At 42.8% G+C, this 13136-nt stretch carries 12 protein-coding genes; 5 read left to right on the top strand and 7 right to left on the bottom strand.

Annotated features, from left to right (window positions below):
• Positions 1 to 27 precede the first annotated feature (27 nt).
• The 3 genes from BCU57_RS17080 (at position 28) to ilvA (ending at position 4589) form a co-directional block, all read left to right on the top strand.
• Positions 28 to 957 carry a branched-chain amino acid transaminase gene (locus BCU57_RS17080; protein WP_102440068.1) on the top strand — a complete coding sequence of 310 codons (930 nt, stop codon included), beginning with the start codon at positions 28 to 30 and terminating at the stop codon, positions 955 to 957.
• 191 nt (positions 958 to 1148) lie between these two features.
• Entirely contained in the window at positions 1149 to 3008 is a 1860-nt protein-coding gene (ilvD, locus tag BCU57_RS17075) for a dihydroxy-acid dehydratase (RefSeq protein ID WP_102440067.1), read from the top strand.
• Between the two features lie 3 nt (positions 3009 to 3011).
• On the top strand, positions 3012 to 4589 hold the full coding sequence (gene ilvA / locus BCU57_RS17070) for a threonine ammonia-lyase, biosynthetic (protein ID WP_102440066.1): 1578 nt from the start codon (positions 3012 to 3014) through the stop codon (positions 4587 to 4589).
• A gap of 78 nt (positions 4590 to 4667) precedes the next feature.
• Here the strand turns inward: ilvA and BCU57_RS17065 are convergent, their stop codons facing one another.
• The 6 genes from BCU57_RS17065 to BCU57_RS17040 are packed head-to-tail and all read right to left on the bottom strand — an operon-like array spanning position 4668 to position 9896.
• On the bottom strand, positions 4668 to 5015 hold the full coding sequence (locus BCU57_RS17065; protein ID WP_102440065.1) for a c-type cytochrome: 348 nt from the start codon (positions 5013 to 5015) through the stop codon (positions 4668 to 4670).
• Positions 5008 to 5580 (bottom strand): SCO family protein, encoded by a 573-nt coding sequence (locus BCU57_RS17060; protein WP_102440064.1) that lies wholly within the window; start codon positions 5578 to 5580, stop codon positions 5008 to 5010. Before BCU57_RS17060 ends, BCU57_RS17065 begins: the two co-directional genes overlap by 8 nt.
• Before the next feature lie 19 nt (positions 5581 to 5599).
• Positions 5600 to 6700, bottom strand: coding sequence for a WD40 repeat domain-containing protein (locus BCU57_RS17055; RefSeq protein ID WP_102440063.1), 1101 nt, complete (start codon positions 6698 to 6700; stop codon positions 5600 to 5602).
• A gap of 57 nt (positions 6701 to 6757) precedes the next feature.
• Entirely contained in the window at positions 6758 to 8404 is a 1647-nt protein-coding gene (locus BCU57_RS17050; RefSeq protein ID WP_102440062.1) for a DUF1566 domain-containing protein, read from the bottom strand.
• Positions 8405 to 8406: 2 nt separating this feature from the next.
• A complete protein-coding gene (locus tag BCU57_RS17045; protein WP_102440061.1) occupies positions 8407 to 8886 on the bottom strand; it encodes a copper chaperone PCu(A)C in 480 nt (159 codons plus the stop codon).
• Positions 8887 to 8894: 8 nt separating this feature from the next.
• Positions 8895 to 9896 (bottom strand): porin, encoded by a 1002-nt coding sequence (locus BCU57_RS17040; RefSeq protein ID WP_102440060.1) that lies wholly within the window; start codon positions 9894 to 9896, stop codon positions 8895 to 8897.
• A 194-nt stretch (positions 9897 to 10090) separates the two neighbouring features.
• Between BCU57_RS17040 and BCU57_RS17035 the strand changes: the two genes are divergently transcribed.
• Both BCU57_RS17035 and BCU57_RS17030 read left to right on the top strand, forming a co-directional pair.
• Entirely contained in the window at positions 10091 to 11005 is a 915-nt protein-coding gene (locus BCU57_RS17035; protein ID WP_102440059.1) for a LysR family transcriptional regulator, read from the top strand.
• Positions 11006 to 11431: 426 nt separating this feature from the next.
• Positions 11432 to 12586, top strand: coding sequence for a pyridoxal-phosphate-dependent aminotransferase family protein (locus tag BCU57_RS17030; RefSeq protein WP_102439734.1), 1155 nt, complete (start codon positions 11432 to 11434; stop codon positions 12584 to 12586).
• Positions 12587 to 12683: 97 nt separating this feature from the next.
• Here the strand turns inward: BCU57_RS17030 and ubiK are convergent, their stop codons facing one another.
• The gene (gene ubiK, locus BCU57_RS17025; protein WP_076541888.1) at positions 12684 to 12935 is read right to left on the bottom strand and encodes a ubiquinone biosynthesis accessory factor UbiK; all 252 of its coding nucleotides are present in this window, start codon (positions 12933 to 12935) and stop codon (positions 12684 to 12686) included.
• Between the last annotated feature and the right edge of the window lie 201 nt (positions 12936 to 13136).

Genomic DNA, 13136 nt, shown 5'->3' with positions numbered 1-13136 from the left:
TCATCGATATAGATTAAGGGACAGACTATGGCAGCGACACAATCAGAACTTATATGGTTTAACGGTGAAATTATGCCTTGGCAAGATGCTAAGGTACACGTGATGACACATGCAATGCATTATGGCTCTTCAGTATTTGAAGGTATTCGCATTTATGATACTCATCTAGGCCCAGCAGGGTTTAGGCTAACCGACCACGTGCAGCGTTTATTTGATTCCGCCAAAATTTATCGAATGAATGTGCCTTTTAGCTTTGAGCAAGTCATGCAAGCTTGCAGTGATTCTGTGCTAAAAAATAACTTACCCAGCGCTTATATTCGTCCATTAATATTTATGGGTGATGTAGGGATGGGGATCACCCCGCCAATTGACGCGCAATGTGATATGGTCGTAGCGGCTTTTTCGTGGGGCGCCTACCTTGGCGAAGAGAGCATGGATGCCGGCGTTGATGTCGCAGTGACATCATGGCAACGCCTAGCACCTAATACCATACCGACAGGGGCAAAGGCCGGCGGTAATTATTTATCATCACAGCTAATTTCTACAGAAGCAAAGCGTAACGGTTTTGATGAAGGTATTGCATTAGATACTAACGGTTTAGTTAGTGAAGGCGCAGGGGCCAATTTGTTTATTGTCAAAAATGGCAAAATATATACCCCGCCTGCAACCGCAGCCATCTTAAAAGGCATTACCCGTGACACTATTATGGTGTTAGCCAAAGAGCTTGGATACGAAGTGATTGAAGAAGCGATGGCGCGGGAATTTCTATATGTTGCTGATGAGATCTTCATGACCGGCACCGCCGCAGAAATAGTGCCAGTAAGAAGCGTTGACCGTATTGAGGTTGGCGCAGGCAAACGTGGCCCAGTGACACAACAAATACAACAAAGTTTCTTTGGTTTATTTAACGGAGAGACAGAAGATAAGTGGGGCTGGCTAGAGCCGCTAACTCAATAGCCTTGAGCTTAATAAGCAGCCTTGAGCTAAATCGAGAGTTATGAGCTAAATAAACAGCTTCAATCCATTTAAAATAATTATAAATTAAACGACTATTACAATTTGAATCAGTTTACTTTCAATGGTTACCGCATCATGTAAATGACTCAAATAAAATGGTTAAAGCAGTATTACAAGGAAAGGATAAGACAATGCCTAAACTACGCTCAGCAACTAGTACCGAAGGTCGTAACATGGCTGGCGCACGCGCCCTTTGGCGTGCAACAGGTGTAAAAGAAACTGACTTTGGTAAGCCAATTATTGCCATCTCGAACTCGTTTACTCAGTTCGTACCAGGCCATGTGCATTTAAAAGATATGGGCCAATTGGTTGCTGGCGCAATTGAAGAAGCAGGTGGTATTGCCAAAGAATTTAACACCATCGCCGTCGATGATGGTATCGCCATGGGTCATGGCGGCATGCTTTATAGCTTGCCATCACGTGAGCTGATTGCTGACAGCGTTGAATACATGGTTAATGCCCATTGTGCAGACGCGCTAGTGTGTATTTCTAACTGCGATAAAATTACTCCTGGCATGTTGATGGCAGCGCTAAGGCTCAATATCCCAGTGATATTTGTCTCTGGCGGGCCAATGGAAGCGGGCAAAACCAAGCTTTCAGATAAAATTATCAAACTTGACTTAGTCGATGCCATGGTAGCTGGCGCTGATACCAATGTCAGTGATGAAGACAGTAAGCAGATTGAACGTAGTGCATGCCCAACATGTGGTTCTTGTTCAGGAATGTTTACCGCCAACTCTATGAACTGCTTAACAGAAGCTTTAGGTTTATCACTACCTGGTAATGGCTCGTTATTAGCGACTCATGCTGCGCGTCGTAACTTATTTTTAGAAGCAGGTACGCGCATCATGGATCTCGCCACCCGCTATTATCGTGATGACGATGCCAGTGTTTTGCCGCGCAATATTGCCTCTTTTAAAGCCTTTGAAAATGCCATGGCGCTAGATATTGCCATGGGTGGTTCATCAAATACCGTATTGCATCTTATTGCTGCAGCACAAGAAGGTGAAGTGGACTTCACTATGGCTGATATCGATAGAATGTCGCGTATGGTGCCGCACCTTTGTAAAGTCGCGCCTTCAACGCCAAAGTACCATATGGAAGATGTTCATCGTGCTGGTGGGGTGATGGGTATTCTAGGTGAGCTAGATAGAGCTGGCTTACTGCATAGTGACGTTCCCCATGTGGCAGCGGATAATGGCGGCAATTTAAAATCAGTATTGGCTAAATATGATATTGCCCAAACACAAGATGCAGCTGTACGACGCTTTTATAGTGCAGGACCTGCAGGCATTCCAACACAAACTGCCTTTAGCCAAGATTGCTATTGGGACAGTGTCGATGATGATCGCCAACAAGGCTGTATTCGTACCCGTGAAAATGCCTTTAGCCAAGAAGGCGGCCTAGCGGTACTTTCAGGCAATGTGGCTGAAAATGGCTGTATTGTCAAAACGGCCGGTGTTGATGAGGAAAACCTGACCTTTGTGGGTACAGCGCGCATTTATGAAAGCCAAGATGATGCCGTAGCAGGTATTTTAGGTGGTGAAGTGGTTGCTGGTGAAGTGGTGGTTATTCGCTACGAAGGCCCTAAAGGCGGCCCTGGTATGCAAGAAATGCTTTATCCAACGACGTACCTTAAATCTCGCGGTTTAGGTAAGGCATGTGCATTGATTACTGATGGTCGTTTCTCTGGTGGTACCTCAGGATTATCAATCGGTCATATTTCACCAGAAGCTGCTGCTGGTGGCACCATTGCACTGGTTGAAAATGGCGATACCATTGAAATCGATATTCCTTCACGTTCAATCAAATTAGCCGTTGCAGATAGTGAACTTGAGCGTCGCCGCGCTGCTATGGAAGCAAAGGGGCCACTTGCATGGAAGCCAGTATCTCGTGAGCGTTACGTATCTTTGGCACTTAAAGCTTATGCATTATTAGCCACCAGTGCCGATAAAGGTGCTGTGCGCGATCGCAGTAAATTAGAAGGTTAATCTATGCAATCCTTGGCATCAGCAACGCAACTGGAGTTAACGCCCATGCCCTTAGCTCAGCAATATTTACAGAAGATCCTATTGTCGTCTGTGTATGACGTCGCCAAAGTAACGCCGCTATCGAGCATGAAAAAGCTATCGGCACGCTTTGGCTGTGACGTGTATTTAAAACGTGAAGACATGCAGCCAGTGCATTCTTTTAAGTTGCGTGGTGCCTATAATCGTATTGCGCAGCTAACCCCTGAGCAAGCTGCAGCAGGTGTGGTATGCGCCTCTGCAGGTAATCACGCCCAAGGGGTGGCAATGTCGGCGGCAAGCGTTGGCATTAGTGCGGTGATTGTGATGCCGACGACAACCCCCGAAATTAAAATCGATGCGGTAAAGCGCTTAGGTGGCAATGTGCTGCTCCACGGTCAGGCATTTGATCAAGCCAATGATTACGCCAAAGCCTTATCTGAAACCGAAGGCCGAGTGTATATTGCCCCTTTTGATGATGAAGCGGTGATCGCAGGTCAAGGCACCATAGCTCAAGAAATGCTGCAACAGCAGCGTGATATTGATGTGGTGTTTGTGCCTGTAGGCGGCGGTGGTTTAATTGCAGGCATTGCGGCTTATTATAAAGCGGTTATGCCACAGGTTAAAATTATTGGCGTAGAGCCTGAAGATGCTGCTTGTTTAAAAGCGGCATTAGCTGCGGGCGAGCCAGTAACACTAAGTCAAGTGGGTTTATTTGCTGATGGCGTCGCGGTTAAGCGTATCGGTGAAGAGCCATTTAGAGTCGCCAAAGACTATGTTGACGATGTCATTACCGTTACCTCAGACGAAATCTGCGCCGCAGTAAAAGACATTTTTGAAGACACCCGCGCCATTGCTGAACCTGCTGGGGCGTTATCAACCGCGGGGATGAAAAAGTATCTACAGCATGTGGCCAATGACGCCGATAAGCCGTTAAAAGTGGCTTCGATTTTGTCAGGTGCTAATGTCAATTTTCATAGCTTGCGTTATGTCTCTGAGCGCTGCGAGCTAGGCGAGCAAAAAGAAGCTATTTTAGCGGTTAAAGTCCCTGAGCGTCCGGGAATATTTTTACGCTTTTGTGAGCTGTTAGATAAACGCGCCATGACTGAGTTTAATTATCGTTTCTCCAGCCGTGATAAAGCGGTGGTGTTTGCAGGTATTCGCCTGTCAAATGGCCAAGCTGAGCTTGATGATATTATCGCAAATCTAGAAAGCGATGGCTTTGAAGTACAAGATTTGTCCCATGATGAAACCGCCAAGCTACATGTGCGTTATATGGTCGGCGGTCACCCGCCTGAGCCATTGGATGAACGCTTATTCAGCTTTGAGTTTCCTGAGCATCCAGGGGCGTTATTTAAGTTTTTAACTACCCTGCAAAGCCAATGGAATATCAGTCTATTCCATTATCGTAACCACGGCGCCGCTTACGGTCGTGTGTTAGCAGGTTTTGAAGTGCCCGCCAGTGACGGCGAAGCGTTTCAGCAATTTTTAACTGAGCTTGGTTTTGTTTATCAAGAAGAAACCCAAAGTCCAGCCTATCAGCTGTTTTTAGATTCTAACCGTTAATAGGATATTAAACAGGCACCTTGATGGTGCCTGTTTAACCTTAAAGGCCAGCATAGATTCTAACTATCTACTTAGCCGTTATTCACTGGCGCAGATCTTAATGTCCTGTAAATATGTTGCCATCGCCATAATTTCAGTGTCGCTATAAGTTTCCATCACATTTTGCATTGGAATATATAAACCATTAATCCGTCTTTGGTATTTATAGTCACGCAATTGTGAATCCAAATAAGCTGCAGATTGGCCGGCAACTTTTGGGATCAGTGGCATTTTCGGTATTTGTCCATTTGCGCCATGGCAATTGACGCAGCCACCGCGGCCATAATCATGAAATAATTTCTCTCCGCTGATGCTATCTGCATCAGTAGCTTGGCTCGCGAGACTCATAACGCTAAATACTACGCCAGCGAGTAAACGATTAACCATGGTTTGCCTCCACGCTCGGTAAGTATTGAATAATTTCTTCAGCCATACGACTGCCATTCATGCCATAGCCAAAAACATCAATAAGTTGTTGGTCTGGACCATATAAATAGAAATAAGAAGAGTGAAAAACTTCATAGCGCTTAGGTAATGGCTCACTGGCGGGAAGTCCATCAATCTGATAGCCGTAGCTAGCACCAATATTGCTGGCGATCGCAGCGGTTTGCTGGCTATTACCCACTAACGCTTCTATGGCGTCATCAAAAAAGCCCACATATTGATTTAGTTTTTGATGGGTGTCTCTGTTGGGGTCGATAGAGATAAAGACTGGGGTCACTTGCTTGGCGTTGTCACCGAGTTTTTGCAAGATACTCTTGAGGGTAAGTAAAGTGGTTGGACATATGTCCGGACAAGTTGTGTAACCTACAGTCAGAAGTAAATATTTATCCGGATAAGACTGTGCTGTGACAGGATCGCCATGTTTATTGAGCATATTAAACTCAAGCGTCTCTGCAGCAACAGTTGCACTGTAAAAAACAAAACTTAACAAGCAAAAAATTATACGCATATTGGCCTCTTATAATTAACTAATGGCAGATGGTGTTCGTTAGGCCCATAACAATATGATTGGGCTGGATGAGCTGTGTCTTGATGTCGGTTTTACCGCTGAGTTTACGTAAATCAACGACCTTAATGTCGCTTGAGTTGTCATGGGAGGAAAACATCGATTTACTGTCTGATACCACCACCATGTCGCGAGTGTGTCCCTCAGTAGGTAGTAGGGTAATTTTATTATCTCCTTTTAGATTAAAAATATGTAAGCCCTTACGAGATTCAACAGCAGCGACTCGCTCTAACCAGCCAGTGCGAATTTTGTTTGCTTTAGCGCCAATATTGAGCTCTTTGATAGTATTTTTTGAATAGGCATCAATGATTTTTATGTTGCCATTATTGGCGGCTAGTACGATATGTTGGCTATCAGAGGTTACATATGGCCGTGCGACTTCGGCATCAAAATCAAGCCATTTCCAATCTTTATTACTGATAAAGTCCCAAATATGGACTTTATGATCCTTAGGAATCGATACCATACCTAAGCGTGAGTCTGGGGTTAGGGTTATTTCGCTGACGGGATTACCATTACCCATGGTAATAGTTTTCAAACTATCGTGATAAACATTCCAAATATGTGTTGCGCCATTTGTTTCTTGAGTGATCATCAGCCGGTATCCATCTGACGAGAAATTAAGTGAGATTGGACTAGCAAGATTATTAATATGTTTAACCACTTTTTGAGTTAATGGTTCTACCACAGTAACTTGATCTTTACCTGCGACAGCCAACATTGCACCATTTGAGTGAAACTTTAACGACTGGGCTTGAAAGCCTAATGCCATTGACCATGTTTTATTATTGCTTAAGTCCCAAATATACAGGCTTGGGTCATTTTTAATGGCGTATACCAATAGACTTTGTACATCACTGACAACCATATCAACGGGGATCCCCGCGAGTTTCTTGTGTTCCACTAAGGTAAAATTAAAGGTATCAATGATTGCTAATTGCGCTGATTTAGCATCTGTGACAAAGGCCCAGCGGGCTCCGTCGTCGTAGGTCTGTTGGGCTTGTACCGAAGCACAAAAGAGCATAGTTAAAAGGCTTAAAGCCACTTTTAGCTGTCTGAGCATAGTCGTTATCTCTTAGGAAGAAAGCCTTCTGCGAGGATGCAGAAGGCTTGAGTACTATTACAAGTCGCGTACACAGCGGTTCCAGAACAAAGAACCTTTATCTTGGCCTTGACCATCACCAATTTGGTAACCGACACCCCATGCAAGTGTCCCATGTTGACCACGGATTTTTTGTTCTTCAGTTGTCTGCTCTAATTTTCTTGCCGTTAATGGCCTATAGAGCATCATTGGTCCACCAATGTGGGATGTACTGGACCAGAAGTAATACTTATACGGCGTATTAGGGAAAAATTCTTCATCAATAGACGGATTAAACTTGTTGTAATTGACGATAGACACCAGCTCTTTCACCTGTGGCAAGCGCCAATCTTTTTTACCTGCTAATTCAAGGTTTTCACAATATTGGATAGAGTTTTCCCAGTCTCTACGGCTAGGTCCAACCTCTTGCTGCCACTGTAGATTAGTTAGTTTGTCAGTAACGGTTTTATCGTTATTGTCGATAAAGTCATTAGTATGGAAACCACTATCTTGCTCTGCTCTGACACAACGAACCAATTTGGTTGAGGCGGTATGCTGACCCATGATATGTGCATCAGGGAAGCCCACATGCCAGACGTGATCCTTGTGGTCGCTAATAGGCAGTGCCCAAATACCAGAACTCATCCGAGGCATGTTTAAAAAGGCATTCATATCAATGGCTGGGCGGAATTCACCGTAGTCAGCAATGGAAACGAGCTCTTTCATAAATGGCAAGCGCCAATCGCTTTGTCCTTCGAGCTCTAATGAATCACAATAATTTACCGCTTCAGCGGCGTTCATCCATAAACGGGAAGTTTTACGTTCCCAAGTTAACTTAGTATTATTGTCTAGAGTCGTTAAGCCAGAATCACTGATGGTGTAACTTAGCGGGTTTTTAATCGTATCGTTATCTTCACCTTTAGTGTCGGTGAAGTCTTGAGCTTGGCCGCTATCAGGCAACTTGAATCCAGGGGTTGCAGGCATCCCTTTACCTGTAGGGAACTCGATTCTGTCGATGTGTTTTACAAACTCGCCACTGGTATAAGCGATCATGTCGCGCCAATCATCTTCAGTATGCAATTTCGCAATGCGCTTCATCATACCGGCTTTGCGGTTGGTACGAATGCCATCACGATAGGCTTGCATAGTTTCAAATACATAGGTCGGCATCTGGCCACGAATAGTCGGATTTGCCTTTTTAGTGCTTAGCCCTTGCTCGCCATGACACATTTTGCAGCTTTTATCGTATTTAACTTTGCCGCGTTTATAAGCCTCGCTAGCTACAACTTCTGGGTTGGGATAAAAACTCATTTCTTTATTAGCATATATAATGGCGATTTCTTCCATTACATCAACTGGATACTTATACACGGTCAATTTCATTTGTGAGGCAATGCCGCCAAACCTTTCAGCATCATAGTCGATCCATTGATCCAAAAAGTATTGTGCTGGCAAGCCTTCTAATTTAGGGCTTAAGGTTTCAACAACGTTTTCGCGGGCAGGGCGATGACACCCCATGTAGCAAGTCGCGCCCATTTTTTCGGCGCGGGCTATTTGTTCTGGGGTTAAGTCGCTATAGGTGCGAGTGACTTTATAGTCCCCATGAGCCATCTCTGCAGAAACACTACCGCAAATGGACAGACTGACAGCTAAAGCTGATAACGAAATCAGATGGTTGAATTTCATAATTAATGTCCTTTATGGTGAGCAGAAGCTTGATTAATGTCAGCCACTGATTTGACTACGGCTTCGCAGCTTATCTCTGGACCGTAGGCAAAAATAAAATTCATCTGATAAGTTTCGCCTACTACTGCAGGCTGATTTAGATCCATTAGCATGATGTGTGCTGCCCCTGGTTTGAGTTGGGTAAGTGGCTTATTCAAGATGACACGAGGAATTTGAAACATGCTCATAGTGCCATTTTTCATTTTAACATCGTGTAATTCAACCTGTTTTGATAAGCCTTTAATCTCAACGCGTTGTAGCATTTCTGCACCTGGTAAGCGGTAAGTTTTAGCATCGGCATTTGTGTCATAGTTAATATCGGCATAAGCTGCAGTTGATGTGGCTCCAGGAATACTCTCCCGAATGACACAGTTTTCAATATTGACGCTAGCATGACTCATACTTGTAACAAGCAAGGATCCTAAAATCATTAGTTTTTTCATTATTTACCTCAGAAATGGAAGATGAAACCAATGTTGACGTTGTCATCATGGGCATCATTTGGATTGATATCGACAGGTTGCTCTTTGTAGAGTGCCGCTTCGGTATACAAGGTGATATTGTCACTGAAGTGATATTTAATGCTGGCAATAGTTAAGTTTTGATCCGGGTTTTGCGCTTCATCTTCCCAGCTTTTAGTTTGAAAGCTGATACCGAAATCAATGTTATTGTAGTTATATGTTAGTGCAGCTGAGTAAACGCTTTTTGCTTGACTTGGCGAGCTTTCAGTCAGTTCAGCAAGGGCGGCAAGGGTGACATTATCCCACTGGTAATCTGCAGCTATAGTCCAGCGAACACAGTTTTCATCAACACTGCCGAATACTTTTTTATCGATTTGTGCACGGTTGATGATCAGGTTGTAATTTTCACCGTGATATAAGGCGCGGAGGCCGAAAATATCGATATCAGTATCATTGTGTTGATTGGGAGTGATAACGGCGGCCTTGAACCAAAGAGTGCCTAAGTCGCCTGAGATTTTAGGTGTCGCATAGGCCAATTGATTATGACCATATTTAGCCGCTTCAAATAAATTGCCACCACTTGAGATTTCCATATTGTTACTGGCATGGATGTCCACTTTTGAATAAAGATCTTTCCAGGTTCCAGTAGTGCCTTCACCGACAAAAACACCACCATAGTTTTTATAGGCGATAAACATATTGGCATCAATCAACTCAATATCATTAAAGGTGCTGGTATCGGTAAAGTTATCTGAGTATTGCAACCGAGTGTTATAAAACACTTTCAAGCCATCATTTTTATATAAACCTTTAAGGCCAAGGTTGGCTTCGGCTATTTGCGCATTTAAGCTTTCATTGCTTTGGTATCGTACCTGAGCTTGGGTGCTACCATAAAGTGTTGGTAACCAGTGTGCATTTTCAGCTGCGACTGTGACCTGTGGTGTAATGCTTAAGGTAGCCATACCAAGCATGATCAATCTCTTATTATTCATATTTTAAATCACTATTTTTGTTAATTATTATGCTTGAGTGATATGGTATGAATAATAAAAAGTATCCGCTTATTGTTAATTGCATTGCCGCTATGCAAATGTTGAATTAAAAATTTTGAGATATATCTCGTTTTGGTGTGTTTATGTTAACTGGGGAGTGCTTTTTATAATTTTTTAACTTTGTGAGGGTTTTTATGGATATAGAGAGTTTGAGAATGTTTAAATCAGTGACGCATTATATGAGCATTACTCAAGCAGCACTTATATTGGATATTAGTCAGCCAGCATTAAGCCGACGGATTAAGCAATTAGAAGACGAGCTTTCAGTAAAACTATTACATCGCAGTGGTGGCAAAGTTGAACTGACACCGCAAGGGGTAAGATTCTTACAATCAGCAGATTGCATTTTAGCTGAACATGATTCAGTGAGAGATGAAATATCAAGTGACATAAATGACACTAAAGGCCATATTGTATTGGGATTAGTCCATCCTATGGCGCGTTGGCTTAGTGAGAGTTTTATCGAAGATTATAGTAAGCGCCATCCAAATACCTACCTAAGTTTAGTAACAAAAAGCCCGAAGGAGATGGTGACGATGGAAGGCTGCGACTTAATGGTTTCACCTGTATTGCCTGATGATATAGCTTTAATAGCGAAAAAGGTTCACAAGTTTAAGCGTTACTTTTGTGCATCTCCTGACTACGTTCGTATTAATGGGCTACCTAAACATCCTGATGACTTAGTTAAACATCAATGTATTGTTAATTCTGCAGTAAATAAGAATGAAAAAAGTTGGCTCTGGCATTCGAAAACTGGGGAGCAAGGGGGGTCTAAGATCACTCCCGCTATTTCTACCGACTCAATAGATGTTGCTGCAACGCTAGCAATTAAAGGAATGGGCGTTGCTTCTCTTCCTGGTAGCCAGCTAAATCATTATTTTAAATCTGGCTCGTTAGTCGAGCTGTTTGACTATCAATTTTATCAACATCAAGATTTATATTTAGTTTATAGAACACGAGAATTTATGCGTGCAAACCTTAAACAACTTATTTTAGAATTGCAGGAGTTTTATCGAATTCAATATAGTAATTGCACTTTATCTAATTAGTGATTTAATTATTATGGATAGGTGGTTTATTAATTTAAAATGAAAATCATCCTCAGTTGGCTGAACTTAAGCAGATAATATATAAATGAATTAAATTAATATTAAGGCTTCACTTATAGTGATTATAGTTGAAATTTTTTAGGCATCGTTATATGTATTTTTTAAATTTATCAGTCTCTATTTCTGATTAGTTAAAGTAGTGAACGTTAATGTAAATGAATAAAAGTTATCTATGGCATCACCTTTTGCTATGTCGGTATGTTATGGTGCTTTTACTCGTGAGGCTCAATAACCGACTCAGTTCTCATCAGTGACAGCCTAAACGAGAAAATACTTGTGGGTTGTAATTAATACTTCTATGTAGGGTAATTATTTGACCAATAATATTTTAAAATAAAATAGTGAGACCTAGCCAAGGAGACTTTGATGTTATCTGTACCATCTAATGTTGTTTCAAAAATTAGTGCCTTTAATCCACCTCGCCGCACCCTTATGGGGCCAGGGCCTTCAGATGTCTATCCTGAAGTGCTTGCTGCGCAAGCAAAACCCACCATTGGTCATTTAGACCCTTTATTCGTCGCCATGATGGATGAGCTAAAAGCGCTGATTCAATATGCATTTCAAACTGAAAATGAAATGACCCTAGCTGTGTCTGCGCCCGGTAGCGCTGGTATGGAAACCTGTTTTGTCAACCTGGTTGAGCCAGGTGAAAAAGTCATCGTCTGTCGTAACGGGGTGTTTGGCGAACGTATGCGCCAGAATGTCGAACGCGTTGGCGCGACTGCGATTGTGGTTGATAACGAATGGGGCGAACCTGTTTCAGTATCAGCGGTAGAAGCAGCGCTGCAAGCCAACCCTGATGCCAAATTCTTAGCCTTTGTCCATGCTGAAACCTCTACTGGCGCAGTATCTGATGCTAAAAGCTTATGCGCATTAGCGCAGCAACATGATTGCTTAAGCATTGTCGATGCGGTGACATCACTGGGCGGCGTTGAGTTACGAGTGGATGATTGGGGCATTGATGCCATCTATTCAGGTAGCCAAAAGTGTTTATCATGCGTGCCTGGGATTTCGCCAGTGTCTTTTTCAGCCAAAGCGGTTGAGAAATTAAAGCAACGTAAAACACCTGTTCAAAGTTGGTTCCTCGATCAAACCTTGGTAATGGGTTATTGGGGTAGTAAAGATAGTGGCGCAAAACGCAGCTATCATCATACCGCGCCTGTAAATGCCCTTTATGCACTGCATGAGTCATTACGTATTTTGGCCAATGAAGGCTTAGAAAACGCATGGCAACGTCATGCTGATATGCATCAGTTACTGCGTGCCGGCCTTGAAAAACTAGGGCTTACTTTTGTTGTTGATGAAGCGTGCCGTTTACCACAACTCAATGCGGTGTTTATCCCTGAAGGTGTTGATGACGCTGCAGTGCGTAAACAGTTGCTGGAAAACTATAATTTAGAAATCGGTGCGGGCCTTGGGGCATTAGCGGGTAAAGCATGGCGCATTGGTTTGATGGGCTACGGCGCAAGACGCGAAAATGTTGCCTTGTGTTTACGTGCTTTAGAAGAAGCGCTGAACTAAGCAGGTTGATGTAAATGTTATACAAAAATGGCATCCAATTGGATGCCATTTTTATTGCTTTTTAGCCATGGTGATGGCTGAAAATACCAGCGATTTTCTACTCAGCTGAGAACTTTTTCTCTAATTCATCCACTTGGGCTTGCAGTGCTTCAAGCTTTTCACGGGTTTTTAATAACACGTGTTGCTGAACTTCAAACTCTTCGCGAGAGACCACATCTAATTTCATTAATTGGTTTTGTAGAATTTGCTTTGAACGTTCTTCAAATTCACCGGCAAATTGCTTTACGCCACTAGGAAGATTATCACTCAGTTGCTTGGCAACTTCTTCAAGTTTTTTAGGATTAATCATTATCAATTCCATATTAAAATTAGCTGTTTGTTAGCTCGATTGTACCTGAGGCGGAGGCGTTTTCCAAAGCAATCACCATTGTTTGCTGCTTCATTTGTCACTTTTAGTATTACGATCGAAAATACCATAACGATCGATATTTTTAATTGCAGCTTGGCGGTTTCTGGTATGATCACGATCCTTTTATTTTCGTTATTGGTG

The organism is Shewanella sp. 10N.286.48.B5 (assembly GCF_002874355.2).
In the GTDB taxonomy this organism is placed as follows: domain Bacteria; phylum Pseudomonadota; class Gammaproteobacteria; order Enterobacterales; family Shewanellaceae; genus Shewanella.
The sequence above is the reverse complement of the archived record's forward strand: the minus strand, read 5'-3'. Positions and strand labels throughout refer to the sequence as shown.